Below are 20,268 nucleotides of genomic sequence, written 5' to 3'. Positions count from 1 at the left end.
CGCGGCCGGTCAGCGCGTCTGGCAGCCGGGGCACCAGAAGAGGTTGCGGGCGGCGAGGTCCGCGGTGCGGATCTCGTCCCCGCAGATGTGGCACGGCTGGTTCGCGCGGCGGTAGACGTAGACCTCGCCGCCGTGGTCGTCCACGCGGGGCGGGCGGCCCATGGCCTCGGGGGTGTGTTCGGGGCGGACCGTGTCGATGCGGTTGAGGCGGACGCCCTCGCGCATGAGGGCCGCCAGGTCGTCCCAGATCGCGGTCCACTCCCCCGCCGTGAGGTCCTTGCCGACGCGGTAGGGGTCGATGCCGTGCCGGAAGAGGACCTCGGCGCGGTAGACGTTGCCGACGCCCGCGATGACCTTCTGGTCCATGAGGAGGGCGGCGACGGTCGTACGGGACCGGGAGATCCGGTGCCAGGCCCTCGCCGGGTCGTCGTCCTCGCGGAGCGGGTCCGGGCCGAGCCGGTCGTGTATCGCGCGCTTCTCGGCGTCCGTGATCAGGGCGCAGGTGGTGGGGCCGCGCAGGTCGACGTACCCCTCGGGGTTCGTGAGCCGCAGCCGGACGGTGTCCGTGGGCGGCGGCGCCGGGGCGTCGCCGAAGTTCACCTTGCCGAAGAGACCCAGGTGGATGTGGATCCATTCCCTGTCCTCGAAGGCGAGGAAGAGGTGCTTGCCGTGGGCCTCGGCGGTCTCCAGGACGGTGCCGTCGAGCAGGGCCGCCGAGTCGGCGAACTTGCCCTGGGGGCTGGAGACGCGCACGGGCCGGCCGCCGAACCGCTCGCGGTGGTCGGCGGCCAGCCGGTGGATGGTGTGCCCCTCGGGCATCAGGCGGTCGGCTCCTGCGGGTGGTGCGCCGGGATCGGGGGGAGCTCGCCGGTGGTCTCGTACTTCGACAGCATGTCGATGCGGCGCGTGTGACGCTCGTCACCCGAGTAGGGGGTGTTCAGGAAGATCTCGACGAACTTGGTCGCCTCTTCCTGGGTGTGCATCCGGCCGCCGACGGAGATCACGTTGGCGTTGTTGTGCTCGCGGCCGAGGGCGGCGGTCTGCTCGCTCCAGGCGAGGGCGGCGCGCACCCCCTTCACCTTGTTCGCGGCGATCTGCTCGCCGTTGCCGGAGCCACCGATGACGATGCCCAGGCTGTCCGGGTCCGCGGCCGTCTTCTCGGCGGCACGCAGGCAGAACGGCGGGTAGTCGTCCAGGGCGTCGTAGATGTGGGGACCGCAGTCGACGGGCTCGTGGCCGTGTGCCGTGAGCCACTCGACGAGGTGGTTCTTTAGTTCGTAGCCGGCGTGGTCGGAACCGATATAGACGCGCATGATTCCGAGTGTGGCACGTCAGGGCCCGGGTAGCAGGCAGCGGGGTCGGGACCTTCACCGACCTGGTACGGACCTTCGACTCTCGCGAGGTCGCCCGTACAACGATCCGGAATGAGGTCTTCCGATCATCCCTGTCCGCAGTGTTCAATGCTCGGGCTCGCGACCCGAGCAGCCCCCACACACAAGGAAGCGTCGATGAACACGCAACCGACCCTGACGAAGGACGGCCAGGAGACCGGCACCACCGGTCCCGCGCAGCCCTCCGACGGCCTCAAGGCCGGGCTCAAGAACCGCCACCTGTCGATGATCGCGATCGGCGGCGTCATCGGCGCCGGCCTCTTCGTCGGCTCCGGCTCCGGCATCGCCGCGGCCGGCCCCGCGATCCTCCTCTCGTACGCACTCGTCGGCGCCATGGTCGTCTTCGTGATGCGGATGCTCGGTGAGATGGCCGCCGCCCGACCGTCCTCCGGCTCCTTCTCCGCCTACGCGGACCGGGCCCTGGGCCGCTGGGCCGGCTTCAGCATCGGCTGGCTGTACTGGTTCTTCTGGGTCGTCGTCCTCGCCGTCGAGGCGACCGCGGGCGCCAAGATCCTGGAGAGCTGGGTCCCGGCCGTGCCGCAGTGGGGCTGGGCGCTCATCGTGATGGTGGTGCTGACCGCGACCAACCTGGGCTCCGTCGCCTCGTACGGCGAGTTCGAGTTCTGGTTCGCCGGCATCAAGGTCGTCGCCATCGGCGCCTTCGTCGTCATCGGCATGCTCGCCGTCTTCGGCGTGCTCCCCGGCTCGGACAACCCCGGCGCCGGATTCGCGCACCTCACCGACAGCGGGGGCTTCTTCCCGATGGGCGCGGGCGCGGTCCTCACCGGTGTGCTGATGGTCGTCTTCTCGTTCATGGGCAGCGAGATCGTCACGCTCGCCGCCGGCGAGTCCGAGGACCCGCAGAAGGCGGTCACCAAGGCCACCAACAGCGTGATCTGGCGGATCGGCGTCTTCTACCTGGGCTCGATCTTCGTCGTCCTGACGCTGCTGCCGTGGAACGACAAGTCGATCGTCGAGAAGGGCTCGTACGTCGCCGCCCTCGACTCCATCGGCATCGCGCACGCCGGCCAGATCATGAACGTGATCGTCCTCACGGCCGTCCTGTCCTGCCTGAACTCGGGTCTCTACACGGCCTCCCGCATGGCCTTCTCGCTCGGGCAGCGCGGTGACGCGCCGAAGGCCTTCGCCAAGGTCAACAAGCGGGGCGTGCCGGTGGCGGCGATCCTCGGCTCGGTCGTCTTCGGCTTCGTCGCGGTCTTCTTCAACTACAAGTGGCCGGACACCGTCTTCGCCTTCCTGCTGAACTCCTCCGGCGCGGTCGCGCTCTTCGTCTGGCTGGTCATCTGCGTGACCCAGCTGCGGATGCGCGGCATCATCCTGCGCGAGTCCCCGGAGAAGCTGATCGTCCGGATGTGGCTCTTCCCGTACCTGACGTGGGCGACCATCGCCATGATCGTCGGCGTCCTCGGCTACATGGTCTACGACGGCGGCAGCAACCGTGACCAGGTCGTGCTGTCCCTGCTCGTGGCCGCGCTCGTCATCGCGATCTCGCTGGTCCGCCAGCGCTTCGGCAAGGCCGACCGGCCCGCGGAGGTCTCCGAGCGCGTCTGACGCGACCGCGCACGCGAGAGGGCCCGCCGTTCCCCTGGGGAGCGGCGGGCCCTCTCGTGCGTGTACGGGCTCAGCCCTTGCGGCCGACGAGCTTCCACGCGGCCGGCAGGGCGCCCATGGCGAGCGCGGCCTTGAGGGCGTCGCCGATGAGGAACGGGGTGAGGCCGGCGGCGACGGCCTGGCCGAAGGTCATGCCGGTGGCGAGGGCCAGGTAGGGAACGCCGACGGCGTAGATGATCGCGGAGCCGAGGACCATGGCGCCGGCGGTGCGGAGCACGGAGCGGTCGGCGCCGCGGCGGGCGAGGGCGCCGACGACGGTCGAGGCGAGGAGCATGCCGAGGATGTAGCCGAAGGACGGCATGCCGTAGCCCGAGGTGGCCTGCGCGAACCACGGGACGCCCGCCATGCCCGCGACCGCGTACAGGGCGAGGGCGAGGAAGCCGCGGCGGGCGCCGAGCGCGGTGCCGACGAGCAGGGCGGCGAAGGTCTGGCCGGAGACCGGGACCGGGGAGCCGGGGACCGGGACCGAGAGCTGCGCGGCGAGGCCGGTGAGGGCGGCTCCGCCGACGACCAGGGCGATGTCGCGGGCGCGGCTCGCGGGGATGAGGTCGGCGAGGACGGTGCCCGCCCGGAGGGAGCGGACGGGGGCGGTGGCGGTGCTCATCGGTACTCCGCGGGGGTGAGGGTGGGAGGGACAGCTCGACCGTATGCCAGGAGTGAACGCCCGATCACCGTCAGCCGCCGACAAAGCGACGGTCGAGCGCTTCGTGGAGATCGAACAAACCCCGCCGATCACACCTCGCGCCACGTGACGCTTGTCACTGGGAACTCCCGCAGAGAGGCCCCTTTTGCGCCAAGGGGCGTTCGCTGGAGAGACTGTGGGGTCTCCATAAACCGTCTCCATGAACGTCAGAGAGCACGAGCCCCCACATGCACGACCCCCTCACCCCCGAACCGGAGCCCCTCTCCCACGGTCTGAAGCAGCGTCATCTGACGATGCTGGGGCTCGGCGGGGTGATCGGCGCCGGGCTCTTCGTCGGCTCGGGCGCCGGCATCGCCGTCGCCGGGCCCGGCATCGTGGTCTCGTACCTGATCGCCGGCGCGCTCGCGATGCTGGTGATGCGGATGCTCGGCGAGATGTCGGCGGCGATGCCCGCGTCGGGGGCCTTCTCGGTGCACGCCGAGCGCGCGCTCGGCCGGTGGGCCGGCTTCTCGGTGGGCTGGCTGTACTGGTTCCTGCTCGTCGTCGTCCTCGCCGTGGAGGCGACGGGCGCGGCGCGGATCGCGCACGGCTGGGTGCCGGGGGTGCCGCAGTGGGGCTGGGTGCTGATCTTCATGGTCGTGTTCACCCTGGCCAACCTGGCGGCGGTGAAGAACTTCGGCGAGTTCGAGTTCTGGTTCGCGGCGCTCAAGGTCGGCGCGATCGTCCTCTTCCTGGTGCTCGGCGTCCTCGCGATCGTCGGGTGGCTGCCCGACACGGACCCGGTGGGGCTCGCGAATCTCACCGGGCAGGGCGGTTTCCTGCCCAACGGCTGGTCGGGAGTGATCTCCGGGGTCCTCGCCGTCGTCTTCGCCTTCGGCGGTCTTGAGGTCGTCACGATCGCGGCGGCCGAGTCCGACGACCCGGCGCGGAACGTGGCGCGGGCGGTGCGCAGCGCGGTCTGGCGGATCCTGCTCTTCTACGTGGGCTCGATGCTGGTCATCGTGACGCTGCTGCCGTGGACCTCGATGAAGCCGGGCGAGTCGCCGTACGTGGCGGTCCTGGACGCGATCGGGGTGCCGGGGGCGGGCCAGATCATGAACGTGGTGGTGTTCGTGGCGCTGCTGTCGGCGCTCAACGCGAACCTGTACGGCTCGTCCCGGATGGTGTTCTCGCTGGCGGAGCGCGGCGAGGCGCCGAAGGGGCTGCTGAGGATCACGGGCGGCGGGGTGCCGCGCCGGGCGGTGCTCGCCTCGGTGGCGTTCGGCTTCGTCTCCGTCCTGCTCAATCTGAAATGGCCGGATTCCGTCTTCCTCTACATGCTGAACGCGGTCGGTGCGGTGCTCCTCTTCGTCTGGGCGCTGATCGCGGTCTCGCAGCTGCGGCTGCGGCGCCGGATCGAGCGGGAGGCGCCCGAGACGCTGACGCTGCGGATGTGGGGCTTCCCGTGGCTGACCTGGGTGGCGCTCGCCGCGATGGGCGCGGTGCTCGTCCTGATGCTGATCGACGACGGGGCGCGGCCGCAGGTGCTGTGGTCGGCGGGGGCGACGGGGGTCGTCCTGCTGGTGGCGTGGGTGCGGGAGCTGCGCACTCCGTCAACAAAACGGAACTGAACCTTCACCTTGTGTGAAGGTCGTGCCCGTATAGCGGACTCCGGTTCCCTCTGAGCGGTGCGCCCACCCAGACTGTGGGCTCCCTCCCCGTCTCAGCTAGTGAACAGGGCTCGCCCATGTCTCGGACCACCGCGCCCGCGCCGGCCGACCGCAAGGACGGCGCGACCGCACCTGCCGAGGGCCTCTCGCACGGCCTCAAGCAGCGCCATCTCTCGATGATCGCCCTCGGTGGCGTCATCGGTGCCGGGCTCTTCGTCGGCTCCGGCGCCGGCATCGCCGCCGCCGGGCCCTCGATCGTGATCGCCTACGCGATATCCGGCATCCTCGTGATGCTCGTGATGCGGATGCTCGGCGAGATGTCGGCCGCGAACCCGGCCTCCGGCTCCTTCTCCGTCCACGCCGAGCGGGCCTTCGGCTCCTGGGCGGGCTTCACCTCGGGCTGGGCCTTCTGGTTCCTGCTCTGCGTCGCCGTCGGCCTGGAGGGCATCGGCGCCGCGAAGATCATGACCGGCTGGTTCCCCGGCAGCCCCGAGTGGGCGTGGGTCGCGCTCTTCATGGTGGTCTTCTGCGTCACCAACCTGGCGGCCGTGAAGAACTTCGGCGAGTTCGAGTTCTGGTTCGCCGCGCTCAAGGTCGGCGCGATCGTCCTCTTCCTCGGCATCGGCGTCCTCGCGATCGTCGGCGTCCTGCCCGGCACCGACGCCCCCGGCACCGCGAACCTCAGCGGCGACGGCGGCTTCTTCCCGCACGGCTCCGAGGGCCTGATCGTCGGCCTGCTGGCCTCCGTCTTCGCGTACGGCGGCCTGGAGACGGTCACCATCGCGGCGGCCGAGTCCGAGCACCCGGTCCAGGGCGTCGCGAAGGCCGTCCGTACGGCGATGTGGCGGATCGCGCTCTTCTACATCGGCTCCATGGCCGTCATCGTCACCCTCGTCCCGTGGGACGACAAGGCGGTCGTCGAGAAGGGCCCGTACGTCGCCGCCCTCGACCACCTGGGCATCCCGGCGGCCGGCCAGATCATGAACGTGGTCGTCCTGGTCGCCCTGCTCTCGGCGATGAACGCCAACATCTACGGCGCCTCCCGCATGGCCGGCTCGCTGGTCGCGCGCGGCCAGGGCCCGAAGGCGCTCGGCAAGCTGTACGGCGGGGTGCCCCGTCCGGCCGTGCTCGTCTCCTGCGTCGTCGGCTTCGGCTGTGTGCTGCTGAGCTACTGGTCGCCGGACAAGGCCTTCATCTGGCTGCTCAACACCATCGGCGCGATCATCCTGGTCGTCTGGTTCTTCATCGCCGCCTCCCAGCTGGTGCTGCGCCGCCGCACCGAGCGCGAGGCGCCGGAGAAGCTGGTCGTGCGGATGTGGGCCTTCCCGGTGCTGACCTGGGTCGCGCTGGCCGGCATGGCGGCGATCTTCTTCCTGATGGCGCGCGAGGAGGGCACCCGCGTGCAGCTGTACTGGACGGGCGGCCTGACCCTGCTGCTCGCCGTCGTCGGCTTCGTACGCCAGAAGGCGGCATCGGGCCGCACTTCCTGAGCTCCCGCCGCTTCCGCCGAAACCCCCGGACCGCCGCTCGGTCCGGGGGTTTCGCCATGCCGGGGCGCGGGACCTAGGACGAAGGACTGATCAACTTCTCCCGCACCTACTGTTAGCCTGCACTTGCATAGAGGTTGCAATAAGCCGTCGAAGGGCTCGGGCACATGGCGATCTACACACTTCCGGAGCTGCCGTACGACTACGCGGCGCTGGAGCCGGTGATCAATCCGCAGATCATCGAGCTGCACCACGACAAGCACCACGCCGCATACGTCAAGGGCGCGAACGACACCCTGGAGCAGCTGGAAGAGGCGCGCGACAAGGACCAGTGGGGCGCGATCAACGGCCTGGAGAAGAACCTCGCGTTCCACCTCTCCGGCCACATCCTCCACTCCATCTACTGGAACAACATGAACAGCCCGAAGGACGGGGGCGGCGGCGAGCCGCTGGCCGCCGACGGCGTCGGTGAGCTCGCGGACGCGATCACCGAGTCCTTCGGCTCCTTCGCCAAGTTCAAGGCCCAGCTGACCAAGGCCTCCGCGACCACCCAGGGCTCCGGCTGGGGCGTCCTCGCGTACGAGCCGATCAGCGGCCGGCTCATCGTCGAGCAGGTCTACGACCACCAGGGCAACGTCGGCCAGGGCTCGGTCCCGATCCTGGTCTTCGACGCCTGGGAGCACGCCTTCTACCTGCAGTACAAGAACCAGAAGGTCGACTTCATCGAGGCCATGTGGCAGGTCGTCGACTGGCAGGACGTGAACAGGCGCTACCAGTCGGCCAAGGCCTCGGTGCCGCTCATCTCCTTCTGAACCCGGACTCCTGCTCGTGATCGTCTTCTCAACCTTCACCGGGCAGGCGGATGAAAGAAGAACCCCCGTGAGGACGTGACTCACGGGGGTTCTTCCGTTCCGACGGGGTGCGGACTACTCGAAGCTGGGCGCCGCCGTCCGCGTGCGCTTGATCTCGTAGAAGCCCGGCGTCGACGCCACGAGCAGCGTGCCGTCCCACAGCCGGGCCGCCGCGTCGCCGCGCGGGGTGGGGGTGACGACGGGACCGAAGAAGGCGACCTCCTCGCCGGTCGGGCCGGGCACCGCGATGACCGGGGTGCCGACGTCCTGGCCGACCTTCTCTATGCCCTCCGTGTGGGAGGCGCGCAGCTCGGTGTCGTACGTGTCCTTGTCGGCGAAGTCCGCCAGGTCCTCGGGCAGGCCGACGTCCTTCAGGGCGCCGGCGATCGCCTCGCGGGTCGGGCCCTCGCCGTTGTTGTGGAAGCGGGTGCCGAGCGCCGTGTAGAGCTTGCCGACGACCTCGTCGCCGTGCAGCTGCTGGGCGGCGATCACCACGCGGACCGGGCCCCAGGCCTGGGTCTCCAGCATCTCGCGGTACTCGGCGGGGACCTCGTCGAGACGGTTCTCGTTGAGCACGGCCAGGCTCATGACCTTCCAGCGCACGTCGACCGGGCGGACCTGCTCCACCTCCAGCATCCAGCGGGAGGTCATCCAGGCCCAGGGGCACAGCGGGTCGAAGTAGAAGTCGGCGGTGGTCCTGCTCTCGGACATGTCACTCCTCGGTACGGCCGTCGGAAGAAAGAAGGTGGTGCGCCGAAAGGAGGGAACCCGCGGACGCCCGAACGCATTCCCGTGTCCCGGGTGACAGCCGCACATGGGAGGATCGGTGCTGTTTCGAACGCGCCACGAAGGAGTGACCGTGCCCGGTGAGAATCTGTCCCGCGACGAGGCCCACGAGCGGGCCGCGCTGCTGTCCGTCGACGGGTACGAGGTCGTCCTCGACCTCCGGTCGGCGGTCGGCGACTCGGACGAGGCGGTGCGCACCTTCCGCTCGGAGACGACGATCCGGTTCCGCCGCACCGGCGAGGGCACCGGCACGTTCGTCGATCTGATCGCCCCCTCGGTGAACGCGGTCACGCTCAACGGCCGCTCCCTCGACCCGGCGGTGGTCTTCGACGGCGCGCGGATCGCGCTGGACGGCCTCGCCGACGAGAACACCCTCGTGGTGGACGCGCAGTGCGCCTACAGCCGGACCGGCGAGGGCATGCACCGCTTCGTCGACCCGGAGGACGGCGAGGTCTACCTCTACACGCAGTACGAGCCGGCCGACGCCCGCCGGGTGTACGCCAACTTCGAGCAGCCCGACCTCAAGGCCCCGTACCGCTTCGCGGTGACCGCGCCGGAGGGCTGGACGGTCTGGTCGAACGGCGTGGGCGAGCGGGACGCCGAGGGCGTGTGGCGGTTCGCGGAGACGGCGCCGATCTCCACGTACATCACCTGTGTCGTGGCCGGCCCGTACCACTACGTGACCGACAGCTACACGCGCGGCGACCTGGAGATCCCGCTCGGCGCGATGTGCCGGAAGTCGCTCGCGAAGCACTTCGACGCGGACGACGTCTTCCTGATCACCAAGCAGGGCTTCGACTTCTTCCACGACAACTTCGACTACCCGTACCCCTTCGGGAAGTACGACCAGGCCTTCGTCCCCGAGTACAACCTCGGCGCGATGGAGAACCCGGGCATGGTGACCTTCCGCGAGGAGTACATCTACCGGGGCAAGGTCACCCAGGCCGCGTACGAGGCCCGGGCCAACGTCATCCTGCACGAGATGGCGCACATGTGGTTCGGCGACCTGGTCACCATGGTGTGGTGGGACGACCTGTGGCTGAAGGAGTCCTTCGCGGACTTCATGGGCTCCTTCGTGAACGCCGAGGCCACCCGCTTCACCAACAGCTGGGTGACCTTCGCCAACAACCGCAAGTCCTGGGCGTACCGCGCCGACCAGCTGCCGTCCACGCACCCGATCACGGCCGACATCCGTGACCTGGAGGACGCCAAGCTCAACTTCGACGGCATCACGTACGCCAAGGGCGCCTCGGTGCTCAAGCAGCTCGTCGCGTACGCCGGACGGGACGCGTTCCTGGAGGGCGCGCGCCGCTACTTCAAGCGCCACGCCTACGGCAACACGCGCCTGGCGGACCTCCTGTCGATCCTGGAGGAGACCTCCGGGCGCGACATGAAGTCCTGGGCCAAGTCCTGGCTCCAGACCTCCGGCGTCAACAGCCTGACCCCGGCCGTCACCTACGACGCCGAGGGCCGGATCACCGAGCTCGCCGTCCTCCAGGAGGGCGACGAGCTGCGCCCCCACCGGGCGGCCGTGGGCCTCTACCGGCTCTCGGGCGGGGAGCTCGTGCGGTACGCGCGGGCCGAGGCCGACATCACCGGCGCCCGGACCGTCGTCACCGAGCTCGCGGGCGCGGAGAAGCCCGACCTGGTGCTGGTCAACGACGACGACCTCACCTACTGCAAGATCCGCTTCGACGAGGGCTCGCTCGCGACCCTGCGGGCGCACCTCGGCGACATCACGGACCCGCTGGCCCGTGCCCTGTGCTGGTCGGCGCTGTGGAACCTGACCCGCGACGGGCTGATGCCCGCCCGGGACTTCGTCGCCGTCGCGCTCGCCTTCGCGGGCCGCGAGACCGACATCGGCGTCCTCCAGATGGTGCACGGCTGGACGAAGTCGGCCGTCACCCTCTACGCGGCGCCCGCGTGGCGCGAGGAGGGCGGGCGTCTGCTCGCCGAGGGCGGGCTGCGCGAGCTGCGGGTGGCCGAGCCGGGCAGCGAGCACCAGCTGACCTGGGCGCGCTTCTTCGCGGCGACCGCCTCCTCCGACGCCGACTTCCAGCTCCTGGAGGGGCTGCTGGACGGCTCGGCGAAGATCGACGGTCTCGACGTGGACCAGGAGCTGCGCTGGGCTCTGCTCTCCCCGCTGGCCGTGCACGGCCGTGCGGACGAGGCCCGGATCGGCGAGGAGCTGGGCCGGGACGACACGGCGACGGGCAAGCGCCACCAGACGCGTCTGCTGGCCTCGCGGCCCTCGGCGGCGGTCAAGGCGCAGGCCTGGGCGCAGGTCGTCGAGTCGGACGCCCTGTCGAACGCGCTGGTCGAGGCGACCATCGCGGGCTTCGTCCAGCCCTCGCAGCGCGAGCTGATCGCGCCGTACGCGGAGAAGTACTTCGCGGCGATCGAGCGGCTGTGGGGCGAGCGGTCGATCCAGATCGGCATCGACGTGGTCCGGGGCCTGTTCCCGGGGCTCCAGGACGACGAGGCGACGCTGGCCTCGACGGACGCCTGGCTGTCCGCGCACGAGTCGGCCGCGCCGGCGCTGCGCCGCCTCGTCCTGGAGGCGCGGGACGACCTGGCGCGGGCGCTGCGCGCACAGGCGTGCGACGGCCGCGCGGCGGTCTAGCCGGTACGCCGACGGGGGCGGCGCCCTTCCGGGTGCCGCCCTCATCGGCAGTCGAACGTGCGTACTTTAGGGCGAGGTTGTCCCTGTATGTCGACGAGCGTGTAACAGGGGTTAGGGGAGCCTTCGGAAGCGGAAGACCCCCGGCATGAACCACAACACCCCCATCACCCCCCGCCCCCTCCCCCTCTCCTCCCGCACGGGTCGCACGCAACGCCTCGCGTCCGCCGACCAGTTGAGGGCACAGGGCATCCCCGCCGCCGAGGTCGCCGCACACTGCCGGCCCGGCGGCTGGCAGCAGCTGCTGCCCGGCGTCTTCCTGCTCCAGCCCGGACCGCCCACCAGCGAGGACCGGCTGAAGGCCGCGCTCCTCTACGCCCGCAGGACCGGGACGCTCCCCGAGCAGGGCCCGGACGCGATGATCACCGGGCTCGCGGCGCTCACCCTGCACCGCTTCTCCGCCGCGCCCCCGCTCACCGCCCAGGACCGGATCGACGTGCTGGTGCCGCGCACCCGGCGGCTCCGCTCGACCGGCTGGGTGCGGGTGGTGCGCGCCCCCGAGTCACCGGAACCGGTGGAGCTCACGGGCATCCCCGTCGCCCCGGTCGCCCGCGCCGTCGCCGACGCGGTGTCGGGCCTCACGGACGCGGAGACGGTGCGCCGGCTGCTCACCGAGGCCGTGCGTGGCGGCCACTGCGAACCGGGCGTGGTCGTACGGGAGTTGAGCCGGGCCCGGCTGCTCTCCCGGCCGCATGTGGTGGACGCGGTGGACTCGCTGCTCGCCGAGGGGCGCTCGCTCTCCGAGCAGCGGCTCTACGAGATGGTGCGGGAGTTCGCGCTGCCGGACCCGCTGTGGAACGTGGACCTGCGGCTGCCGGGCGGCCCGCACCTGGGCGGGGTGGACGCCTACTGGCCGGACCAGGCGGTCGCCGTGGAGCTGGACACCCGGGCGCCCCGGCAGGACGACGACGAGCTGTGGACCGAGTACACCCGCAAGCGGGAGCACCTGGAGCGGCTCGGCATCACGGTCGTCCACCTCACCCCGCGCAAGCTGCGCGAGGCGATGGACCAGCAGGCCGCCGTGGTCCGCACGGCCCTGATGGCCGCGCCGGACCGGCAGCCCGCCGCGTACGTCGTCGTCCTGCCTCGGTGAGGGCTACTTCTTCGGGGCGGTGCCGCAGAACTCGGCCTCGATGACCTTCTGGCTGTCGCCCGCCCAGTCGGCGTTGAAGTTGCCGGCGAGGGAGTGCCCGCCGTCGCGGGTCACCTGGGCGAGGGAGGACGAGCCGTGGATGCCGCCGCCGTGGCCCCAGACCTCCACTCCGCAGCTCAGCTTGTCCTTCATCAGCCCGAGTCCGTAGCCCACGTTCGGGTACTCGGGGGAGATCTGCACCGTGGTGGTCATCTCGTTCAGGGCGCTCTTCGGGAGGAGCCGGCCCTGGAGCAGGGCCCGGTAGAAGGTCTGCAGATCGCGGGAGTCGGAGATCATCTCGCCCGCCGCGCCCGCGATGCTCGGGTTGAGCGTGGAGACGTCGTGGACGGGGGCGTTCACGTCCCGGGAGAGCTTGGAGTACGCCGGGCTGCTGGGCTCCGGCATGGCCGAGCGGGTCCCGGGGACGGTGGTGGCGCGGAGCTTGAGCGGCTTGATGATCCGGTTCTCGACGGCCTTGCCGTACGGGCGGCCGGTGACCTTCTCGATCACCATGCCGGCGAGGACGAAGTTGGTGTTGGAGTAGTTCCAGGAGGCGCCGGGCGTGAAGTCGGGCTCGTGGGCCATGGCGACGGCGACGAGCTGCTTCGGGGTCCAGGTGTCGTAGCGGTGCTCCAGGAAGCCGGGGCCGAAGACCTTGGCCTGGAAGGCGGGGTCCTCGGTGTAGCTGTAGATGCCGCTGGTGTGGTTGAGGAGCTGGCGGACCGTGATCTTCCGGCCGTCGTGGCCGTTGCCCCGGACGACGCCGGGGAGCCACTTCTCGACCGGGTCGTCGAGGTCGATGCGGCCCTCGGCCTGGAGCTGGAGGAGGACGGTGGCGGTGAAGGTCTTGGTGATGGAGCCGACGCGGTAGCGGTCGTCGCCCCCGCGCTCGCCGGCGGTGCCGGTCCAGCGGTCGCGTCCGTCGCGGGCCTGGGCGACGGCGCCGGGCACGCCGTCGGCGACGGCGGCCTCCAGGGCCTGCTGGGTGGCCGCGTGGTCCGGCTTCGCGGGCGCCGGGGAGGCCGCGAGGGCGGGGGTGGCGAGGGCGGTGGCCGTGAGGCCCGCGACGAGGGTGGCGGCGAGGACGGTACGGACGGTGCGTGCGGCTGACATGCGGGGCTCCCCTGAGGTGCGGACGTGCTCGGTCAGGGGAGGGGACCGCGGGATTCGGGGAGCGGGTTGAGAGGGATCTTGCCGGTTGAGCCCTTTTCGGCCGTTGAGCGACGAGGGCGCCGTCGGGGAGGGCGGGGTCAGCCGTTCGCCGGGTCCGTCAGCCGCGAGCGGCCGACCGGGGGGCGTTCGCGCCACAGGTCGAGGCCGATGTCGACGAGCTCGACGCGGGTCAGGGAAGGCACGGAGTCGAGCGGATGCCAGGCGGCGAGGTCCGTGGATCCGCCGGTCTCGTTGCGCAGGGCACCCCCGGTGACCTGCGCCTCGTAGATGATCCGCAACCCCTGCCAGTCACCCGGCCCGCCGAGCCGGCGGAGCCGGGAGCGTCGGATGGAGTCGATGCCGAGGAGGGCGGTGGGCTCGGTCAGATAGCCGGTCTCCTCCTCGACCTCGCGGACGACGGTCCGGACGGGATCCTCGCCGTGGTCCATGCCGCCGCCCGGCAGGGTCCACCGCTTGACGCCGTCCTTCGCGACCCAGCGGGCGAGGAGCACTTCGCCGCCCCGGACGCACACGGCGTAGGCCGCCACCCTCAACTCCTGCTGCATGGAACGAGGTTAGAACCAGTACGCGGGATACGTCCGCCCCGCGACACGGGCGGCTCCGAGCCCGACCGCGACCAGGATCAGCGAGGCGAGGGCGAGAAGGCCGAGAAACGACCAGAAGGGCGGGGCCTGGAGGGCGACGATCACGGCCGTGGCCGCGGCGGGCGAGTGCGGGGTACGGGCGAGCATCATCACCCCGAGGGCGAGACCGCCCGCGACGGCGGCGCCCCACAGGCCCGGCCCGGCCACGGCGAGGACCGCGAAGCCGGTGAGCGCGGAGAGCAGCTGGCCGCCGAGGACCGAACGGGGCTGGGAGAGCGGCAGGTCGGGGGCACCGGCCACGAGCGCCATGCTCGCGGCGAGCGGCGGGATGAGCAGCGGCTGGTGGAGGAGGGTGCCCACGGCGACCAGAAGGAGGAGCGCGGTGACGGCGCCGGCGGTGGAGACGAGGACGGTGCGGGGGCGGGGGCGGGCGGGGGGCCGGCGGCGGGTGGGGACGGGCGCTGATTCCCGGGCGGCTTCGGGGGCGGCGGGTGCGGTGGCTTCGGGGGCCGGGGCGGTGGTCACGGGCGGTCCTCGGGAGTCGGCGTTCAGGGGTGGAGGCAGGGTCAGGGCGTGGTCGGGTTGGACGGGGAGTACTCGGGCGGCGACCAGCGCAGGGGGCTGCCGGCCGGGATCTCGACCGTGCGGTCGACGCGGAACCGCGTGACCCGGCCCTCGGGGCCGTACTCGGTGTGCGCGAGGCCGCTGAGCTGGAGCGTCAGCCCCGTCTCCCAGTCGAGGAAGAGCAGTCCCGCGCGGCCGTCCGACTCCAGGTTGCCCAGGGTCAGGAACATCGCGTTGCCCGGGTAGTCGCGCCAGCTCAGCTCCCGGGGCGTGTCGACCCGGACGAAGCCGGGGTTGCCGCCGCGGTGGCTGGTGTCGAGGCCGTCGGGGGCGGCGGTGGCGACGAAGAAGGTGTCGGCTGCGCGGATCCGGCGCGTCTGGTCGGGGGTGAGCGCCTCGCCGTGCCGCGCGGCTCCGGCCCAGGGGTGGCGGCCGGACTCGGAGCCGTACCACTCCCGCTTCTGGAGGTACTTGGGGCAGTTGGAGAAGACCTGCTCGGCCTCGATCGTGAAGCCGCGCCGGCTGGTGGTCGCGGTGCCGTTGAGGCGCATGCGGCGGCGGGTGCGGGGGTCGAGGGCGAGGGTGCCGACCTGGGCGCCGTCGGGCGTGCCCTCGGGGAGGGCAGCGGCCACGGAGACCGTGCGGGGGCCGGTGGCCCGGACGAATCCGGGTGCGCCGGTGAGCAGGGTGGCCCAGACGCGGCCCTCGGCGTCCGCCGCGCCGAGCATCAGCATCGGCTGGGCTTCGAGGAAGGCGGCGGCGATGGGCCGGATGCCGGGGGTGATGGAGCGGCCGACGTGGTCCGCGAGGTCGCGGACGCCGAGCCGTGACTGCACGGCGCGGGAGCCGGAGTGGTACGCGGTGTTCACGGGTGCCTCCGGGAGTGCGGGGTCAGGGACCCGGGGTGCGGGGGTGCGCGCGCGACTAGAAGAAGCCGCAGGTCGGGGCCGTTTCGTTGGGGGCTTCGGCCCCCTCCGCGCCGGTCGGGACCGAGATCTCCAGGCGGGTGCCGTCCGGGTCGTGGAAGAAGATGCCGCCGGAGGCCGCGCCCTCGCGGTGGGCGACGACGCCCTCGTACGCGAAGGAGGTGCCGCGCGCGGTGAGCGCGGCCTCGGCGGCGCGGACGTGCTCGATGGACTCGGCCTCGAAGGCGAGGTGGTGGAGGCCGGGCCGACCGGAGTCGTAGCTGCCCTCGGCCTGCTGCCAGAGGGTGAGGACCACGCGGCCGTCCTGGCCGAGGAAGGCGTGGCGACCGCCCTTCTCCTCGCCCTCGCCGAGGACGTCGAAGCCGAGGACGTCGCCGTAGAAGGCCAGCGAGCGCGCCAGGTCGGTGACGTTGAGGCCGACGTGATGGGTGGCGAGCGTGCCGATCGCGGTCATGAGGGTTCCCCTCTCGGGTGCGGCCGCCCTCCTCGGGCTAACCTCTTAATTCGACTTTAGAGGTTAGGTAAGGTGAGAGTCAACCGCTCACGTACTCTTGAGGGGTTAGTTCACCGAGGAGGGTGTCCGCCATGACCGCCATCGACCCCCGGCCGCTCACCGGCGAGCCCGTCTCCCTGGACCTGCTGAACACCCGCTGGAACGAGGAAGGCGTCCGCCAGGACCTGCTGACGGGCGTCGAGGGGCTCACCGTCTGGCTCGCCGCCAACGGCCTGGAGGAGCGGTTCACCGCCGACGCGACCACCTTGCGGCACACCCTCGCCGCCCGGGACGCGCTCGCCGCGCTCGTCGACCGGCCCGGCGACCCCACCGCCACCGCGCGCGTCGACGCCGTCCTCGGCCACGGCCGCATCCGGGCCACGCTCACCACCGAGGGGCCCGGCGAGGAGCCCGAGTTCGCGGATCCCGCCTGGGGTCCCGGCTGGACCGCCGCCCGCGACTACCTCGACCTGCTGCGCACGGCGCCCGACCGGATCCGGGCCTGCGCCCACGAGGCCTGCATCCTGCACTTCTTCGACACCTCGCGGAACGGCACCCGCCGCTGGTGCTCGATGGCCATCTGCGGCAACCGCGCCAAGGCCTCCCGCCACTACGCGCGCACGAAGGAGAGCTGAGCCCACCACAGGGCAACTCGCCCCCGTCCAGGCGGATTCGTCCCTCCAGGCGGATCCACGGCGCTGGCGGGTTTACGCCGCGGCGGCAATCCGGCCCCGGGCAACTCTCCACAAACCCCTGTCTCTTGCGAAAGGCTGAGCGGTCATCCGGCATCAGTATCCGGACACCCTCCTTTCACAAACAGGGATGTAGATGACCACCCCCGAAACTCGGAGCTCCATACCCGGAAGCTCGACGCACGGGCCCAGACGTGCGGCGCGCATCGCGGCCGCCGCCGGACTCGTCGCCGCGCTCGTCGCGACCGGTGCCGCCCCCGTGCTCGCCGCCGAAGCCCCGGCGACCACTCCCCCGGTCAAGTCCTCGAACCCCGCCGACAAGCTCGGCGCCATCGACGCCCAGCGGCTCACCGAGGCCGAGGCGAGCGGCGAGAAGAACGTCACCGTCCTCGTCGCCACCGTCCCCGGTGCCACCGAGCAGGTCACGGCCCAGCTCGACGCCGTCGCCGGCGCCTCCGTCGGCAAGCAGCAGGACGCGCTCGGCTACGTCCGCGCCACCCTGCCGACCGCCAAGGCCGCGGCCGCCATCAAGGCCGCCACCCAGCTCTCCTCCGTCCAGTCCGTCGACCTCCAGGCGGAGATCGCGCTGGACGACCCGACGCCGGACGCGGGCGCCGCGACGGGTGCCGTCGCCGGCACCACCGTCACGACGACGTACCCGGCCCCGGGCAGGAACACCCCGGCGAAGAACCCGTACAACCCCTCGCACGAGACGGGCGCGGTCGACTTCGTCAAGGAGCACCCGAAGGCCGACGGCCGCGGCGTGACCATCGGCATCCTGGACTCCGGTGTCGACCTCGGCCACCCGGCCCTGCAGAAGACCACCACCGGCGAGCGCAAGATCGTCGACTGGGTCACCGCCACCGACCCGCTGACCGAGGGCGACGCCACCTGGCGCGCCCAGGTCACCCCGGTCGCCGGTCCCGTCTTCACCGCCGCCACCCAGAGCTGGACGGCCCCGGCGGGCTCGTACCAGTTCAGCCGCTTCTCCGAGGCGGCCACCGCGGGCGGCGACCCGAAGGGCGACATCAACCGGGACGGCGACACCACCGACGTCTTCGGCATGCTGTACGACCCGGCCGCCGGCACCGTCCGCGTGGACACCGACCAGAACAACGACTTCACGGACAACGCGCCGATGAAGCCGTACAAGGACGGGAACCAGGTCGGCTACTTCGGTACCGACAACCCGGCCACCGAGGTCGCCGAGCGCACCCCGTTCGTCGTGGAGATCCGCAAGGACGTCCCGATGGACCCGCTGGGCGGGACCTGGGTCGGCCAGAAGCGCGACTTCGTCAACATCGGTCTCGTCGAGTCCTCGCACGGCACCCACGTCGCCGGCATCACCGCCGCCAACGGCCTCTTCGGCGGGAAGATGAGCGGCGCCGCGCCCGGCGCGAAGATCGTCTCCTCGCGCGCGTGCACCTGGTCCGGCGGCTGCACCAACACCGCCCTCACCGAGGGCATGACGGACCTCGTCGTCAACCGCGGCGTCGACATCGTCAACATGTCGATCGGCGGCCTGCCGCAGCAGAACGACGGCGACAACGTCCGCTCGCGCCTCTACACCCGCCTGATCGACCAGTACGGCGTGCAGCTGGTCATCTCGGCCGGCAACGAGGGCCCCGGCATCAACACGATCGGCGACCCCGGCCTGGCCGACAAGGTCATCTCGGTCGGCGCGGCCGTCTCCAAGGAGACCTGGGCCGCCAACTACGGCTCGGCCGTCGAGAAGAAGTACGCCATGTTCCCCTTCTCCTCGCGCGGCCCGCGTGAGGACGGCGGCTTCACCCCGACCATCACCGCCCCCGGCTCGGCCGTGAACACCATCCCGACCTGGCAGCCGGGCGCCGGCGTCCCCGAGTCGGGCTACACCCTGCCCGCCGGCTACGGCATGCTCAACGGCACCTCGATGTCCTCGCCGCAGGCGGCGGGCGCGAGCGCGCTGCTGATCTCGGCCGCGAAGCAGAAGGGCATCGCGCTCTCCCCGCTCACCCTGCGGACCGCGCTGACCTCGACCGCGAAGCGCATCCCCGGTGTCGCGGCGCACGAGCAGGGCTCGGGCCTCATGGACATCGAGGAGGCCTGGGAGTCGATCAAGGACGGCGCGACCGCCCACGACTACAAGGTCGAGGCCCCGGTCGACACCGTGATCTTCCCGGCCCCGCACACCGGCACCGGTGTGTACGACCGCGAGGGCGGCCTCAAGGTCGGCCAGAAGCGGGTCTACGACGTCACCATCACGCGCACGAGCGGCCCGAACCGGCCGATCGAGCACGAGCTGGACCTCAAGTACAACGACGGCACCTTCCGCATCCTCGGCGACGACGAGATCGACCTGCCGCTGAACAAGCCGGTCACCGTCAAGCTCCAGGCCCGCGCCGCCACCGCCGGTGCGCACAGCGTCATCCTGGAGGCCGACGACGAGCGCACCGAGGGCGTCGACAAGCAGATCCTCGCCACCTCGATCGTCGCGAGCGACCTGGTCGGCCCGGGCTACGGCTTCTCCGCCACCGGCTCGGTGCAGCGCAACAGCAGCAAGTCCTACTTCGTCACCGTGCCCGAGGGCGCCAAGACGCTGGAGGTCGCGCTCGGCGGTCTGAAGGAGAAGAGCCAGACCCGGTTCATCTCGATCCACCCGGTCGGCGTGGGCATCGAGGACAGCGCCACGACGCAGTGCTACCCGCACTACAACCCGGCGAACACCTGCCGCCCGGACCTGCGGTCCTACCAGGACCCGACCCCGGGCGTCTGGGAGATCGAGGTCGAGTCCCGCCGTACGTCGCCGGACCTGGACAACCCCTACCGGCTGAACGTCACCGCCCTCGGCGCCGACTTCGACCCGGCCGTCCAGACGGTCCCGGAGGCGAAGATCGGCACCCCGGCCGCCGTCCAGTGGCAGGTCACCAACCGGTTCGCGGGCATCACGGGCACCCTCAAGGGCGGCTCGCTCGGCTCGCAGAAGAGCGAGACGCCGACCATCCAGCACCACGAGCAGCACACCAGGACCGTCACCATCGGTGAGGGCGTGGAGCGGCTCGACATCGCCATCGGCAACACCTCCGACAAGGCCGCCGACCTCGACCTCACCGTCCTCCTGAACGGCAAGCAGGTCGGTCAGTCCGCGGACGGCGACTCGGAGGAGTCCGTCTCCCTCGCGAACCCGGCCGCCGGCACGTACACCGTCGTCGTCGACGGCTACTCGGTCCAGGCCGCGGGCGGCACCACGTACGACTACAAGGACGTGTACTACTCGTCCGCGCTCGGCACCGTGAAGGTCGACGCCTCGAAGTCGGTCGACCTGGCGAACGGCGCCTCCGCCCCGGTGGCGGCCGAGGTCGTCGTCGCCGGCGCGGCCCCCGAGGGACGCCAGTTCTTCGGCGAGGTCCAGCTGCTCAACGCGCGCGGCACCGTCGCGGGCACCGGCAGCGTCCTGATCGGCGCGGTCACCCCGTAGCACCCTGTGCGTGAAGGGGCGGGTGCCGGAACCGGCGCCCGCCCCTTTCGCGTCCCGGCACTCGTCCCGGCACGCATCCCGACACTCGTCCCGACCTGTGGACAATGGATTGGACAAGGCGCCCCGGG

Annotated in this window: 17 protein-coding genes; 8 read left to right on the top strand and 9 right to left on the bottom strand. The window is 71.4% G+C overall.

Features of this window, described 5'->3' with window-relative positions:
• Positions 1-9: 9 nt before the first annotated feature.
• Positions 10-819 (bottom strand): Fpg/Nei family DNA glycosylase, encoded by an 810-nt coding sequence (locus IE237_RS11485; protein ID WP_189801811.1) that lies wholly within the window; start codon positions 817-819, stop codon positions 10-12.
• Entirely contained in the window at positions 819-1,313 is a 495-nt protein-coding gene (locus IE237_RS11480) for a ribose-5-phosphate isomerase (RefSeq protein WP_189801810.1), read from the bottom strand. Before IE237_RS11480 ends, IE237_RS11485 begins: the two co-directional genes overlap by 1 nt.
• Before the next feature lie 195 nt (positions 1,314-1,508).
• Between IE237_RS11480 and IE237_RS11475 the strand changes: the two genes are divergently transcribed.
• Positions 1,509-2,963 carry an amino acid permease gene (locus IE237_RS11475; RefSeq protein ID WP_189801809.1) on the top strand — a complete coding sequence of 485 codons (1,455 nt, stop codon included), beginning with the start codon at positions 1,509-1,511 and terminating at the stop codon, positions 2,961-2,963.
• A 70-nt stretch (positions 2,964-3,033) separates the two neighbouring features.
• Here IE237_RS11475 and IE237_RS11470 read toward each other — a convergent pair whose 3' ends face one another.
• Positions 3,034-3,627, bottom strand: coding sequence for a biotin transporter BioY (locus IE237_RS11470; protein WP_189801808.1), 594 nt, complete (start codon positions 3,625-3,627; stop codon positions 3,034-3,036).
• Between the two features lie 266 nt (positions 3,628-3,893).
• Between IE237_RS11470 and IE237_RS11465 the strand changes: the two genes are divergently transcribed.
• From IE237_RS11465 to IE237_RS11455, 3 genes are all read left to right on the top strand, one after another.
• Positions 3,894-5,276: an amino acid permease gene (locus IE237_RS11465; RefSeq protein WP_189801807.1), complete on the top strand. Its 1,383-nt coding sequence runs from the start codon at positions 3,894-3,896 to the stop codon at positions 5,274-5,276.
• 116 nt (positions 5,277-5,392) lie between these two features.
• Complete coding sequence (locus IE237_RS11460; RefSeq protein ID WP_189801806.1) at positions 5,393-6,805, top strand: amino acid permease; 1,413 nt, start codon at positions 5,393-5,395, stop codon at positions 6,803-6,805.
• Positions 6,806-6,969: 164 nt separating this feature from the next.
• Positions 6,970-7,614: a superoxide dismutase gene (locus IE237_RS11455; RefSeq protein WP_189801805.1), complete on the top strand. Its 645-nt coding sequence runs from the start codon at positions 6,970-6,972 to the stop codon at positions 7,612-7,614.
• Positions 7,615-7,728: 114 nt separating this feature from the next.
• Here the strand turns inward: IE237_RS11455 and IE237_RS11450 are convergent, their stop codons facing one another.
• On the bottom strand, positions 7,729-8,364 hold the full coding sequence (locus tag IE237_RS11450) for a mycothiol-dependent nitroreductase Rv2466c family protein (protein WP_189801804.1): 636 nt from the start codon (positions 8,362-8,364) through the stop codon (positions 7,729-7,731).
• 148 nt (positions 8,365-8,512) lie between these two features.
• Here IE237_RS11450 and pepN point away from each other — a divergent pair, with 148 nt between their 5' ends.
• Both pepN and IE237_RS11440 read left to right on the top strand, forming a co-directional pair.
• Positions 8,513-11,062, top strand: coding sequence for an aminopeptidase N (gene pepN, locus IE237_RS11445; RefSeq protein ID WP_189801803.1), 2,550 nt, complete (start codon positions 8,513-8,515; stop codon positions 11,060-11,062).
• Positions 11,063-11,207: 145 nt separating this feature from the next.
• Positions 11,208-12,212 carry a hypothetical protein gene (locus IE237_RS11440; RefSeq protein WP_189801802.1) on the top strand — a complete coding sequence of 335 codons (1,005 nt, stop codon included), beginning with the start codon at positions 11,208-11,210 and terminating at the stop codon, positions 12,210-12,212.
• Positions 12,213-12,215: 3 nt separating this feature from the next.
• On the opposite strand, the gene IE237_RS11435 is transcribed toward IE237_RS11440, so the two are convergent.
• From IE237_RS11435 to IE237_RS11415, 5 genes are all read right to left on the bottom strand, one after another.
• Positions 12,216-13,364 carry a serine hydrolase domain-containing protein gene (locus IE237_RS11435; protein ID WP_189801801.1) on the bottom strand — a complete coding sequence of 383 codons (1,149 nt, stop codon included), beginning with the start codon at positions 13,362-13,364 and terminating at the stop codon, positions 12,216-12,218.
• A 137-nt stretch (positions 13,365-13,501) separates the two neighbouring features.
• The gene (locus IE237_RS11430) at positions 13,502-13,969 is read right to left on the bottom strand and encodes an NUDIX hydrolase (protein WP_189801800.1); all 468 of its coding nucleotides are present in this window, start codon (positions 13,967-13,969) and stop codon (positions 13,502-13,504) included.
• Positions 13,970-13,978: 9 nt separating this feature from the next.
• Positions 13,979-14,533 carry an HPP family protein gene (locus IE237_RS11425; protein WP_189801799.1) on the bottom strand — a complete coding sequence of 185 codons (555 nt, stop codon included), beginning with the start codon at positions 14,531-14,533 and terminating at the stop codon, positions 13,979-13,981.
• Positions 14,534-14,574: 41 nt separating this feature from the next.
• A complete protein-coding gene (locus tag IE237_RS11420; RefSeq protein ID WP_189801798.1) occupies positions 14,575-15,441 on the bottom strand; it encodes a pyridoxamine 5'-phosphate oxidase family protein in 867 nt (288 codons plus the stop codon).
• Between the two features lie 55 nt (positions 15,442-15,496).
• The gene (locus tag IE237_RS11415; RefSeq protein WP_189801797.1) at positions 15,497-15,952 is read right to left on the bottom strand and encodes a VOC family protein; all 456 of its coding nucleotides are present in this window, start codon (positions 15,950-15,952) and stop codon (positions 15,497-15,499) included.
• 131 nt (positions 15,953-16,083) lie between these two features.
• On the opposite strand from IE237_RS11415, the gene IE237_RS11410 reads away from it, so the two are divergent.
• Both IE237_RS11410 and IE237_RS11405 read left to right on the top strand, forming a co-directional pair.
• On the top strand, positions 16,084-16,626 hold the full coding sequence (locus tag IE237_RS11410) for a CGNR zinc finger domain-containing protein (protein ID WP_189801796.1): 543 nt from the start codon (positions 16,084-16,086) through the stop codon (positions 16,624-16,626).
• A 193-nt stretch (positions 16,627-16,819) separates the two neighbouring features.
• Complete coding sequence (locus tag IE237_RS11405) at positions 16,820-20,140, top strand: S8 family serine peptidase (RefSeq protein ID WP_189801795.1); 3,321 nt, start codon at positions 16,820-16,822, stop codon at positions 20,138-20,140.
• Positions 20,141-20,268 lie beyond the last annotated feature (128 nt).

The sequence above is a fragment of the Streptomyces tanashiensis genome, assembly GCF_014648895.1.
GTDB lineage: Bacteria > Actinomycetota > Actinomycetes > Streptomycetales > Streptomycetaceae > Streptomyces > Streptomyces tanashiensis.
The sequence above is the reverse complement of the archived record's forward strand: the minus strand, read 5'-3'. Positions and strand labels throughout refer to the sequence as shown.

What these genes read in the sequence shown, in the direction of transcription:
- IE237_RS11475 (WP_189801809.1), top strand. Translation starts at nt 1,509, where the DNA reads ATGAACACGCAACCGACCCTGACGAAGGACGGCCAGGAGACCGGCACC.
- IE237_RS11465 (WP_189801807.1), top strand. Translation starts at nt 3,894, where the DNA reads ATGCACGACCCCCTCACCCCCGAACCGGAGCCCCTCTCCCACGGTCTG.
- IE237_RS11460 (WP_189801806.1), top strand. Translation starts at nt 5,393, where the DNA reads ATGTCTCGGACCACCGCGCCCGCGCCGGCCGACCGCAAGGACGGCGCG.
- IE237_RS11405 (WP_189801795.1), top strand. Translation starts at nt 16,820, where the DNA reads ATGACCACCCCCGAAACTCGGAGCTCCATACCCGGAAGCTCGACGCAC.
- IE237_RS11485 (WP_189801811.1), bottom strand. Translation starts at nt 819, where the DNA reads ATGCCCGAGGGGCACACCATCCACCGGCTGGCCGCCGACCACCGCGAG.
- IE237_RS11450 (WP_189801804.1), bottom strand. Translation starts at nt 8,364, where the DNA reads ATGTCCGAGAGCAGGACCACCGCCGACTTCTACTTCGACCCGCTGTGC.
- IE237_RS11455 (WP_189801805.1), top strand. Translation starts at nt 6,970, where the DNA reads ATGGCGATCTACACACTTCCGGAGCTGCCGTACGACTACGCGGCGCTG.
- IE237_RS11470 (WP_189801808.1), bottom strand. Translation starts at nt 3,627, where the DNA reads ATGAGCACCGCCACCGCCCCCGTCCGCTCCCTCCGGGCGGGCACCGTC.
- IE237_RS11440 (WP_189801802.1), top strand. Translation starts at nt 11,208, where the DNA reads ATGAACCACAACACCCCCATCACCCCCCGCCCCCTCCCCCTCTCCTCC.
- IE237_RS11410 (WP_189801796.1), top strand. Translation starts at nt 16,084, where the DNA reads ATGACCGCCATCGACCCCCGGCCGCTCACCGGCGAGCCCGTCTCCCTG.
- IE237_RS11430 (WP_189801800.1), bottom strand. Translation starts at nt 13,969, where the DNA reads ATGCAGCAGGAGTTGAGGGTGGCGGCCTACGCCGTGTGCGTCCGGGGC.
- IE237_RS11415 (WP_189801797.1), bottom strand. Translation starts at nt 15,952, where the DNA reads ATGACCGCGATCGGCACGCTCGCCACCCATCACGTCGGCCTCAACGTC.
- IE237_RS11435 (WP_189801801.1), bottom strand. Translation starts at nt 13,364, where the DNA reads ATGTCAGCCGCACGCACCGTCCGTACCGTCCTCGCCGCCACCCTCGTC.
- IE237_RS11480 (WP_189801810.1), bottom strand. Translation starts at nt 1,313, where the DNA reads ATGCGCGTCTATATCGGTTCCGACCACGCCGGCTACGAACTAAAGAAC.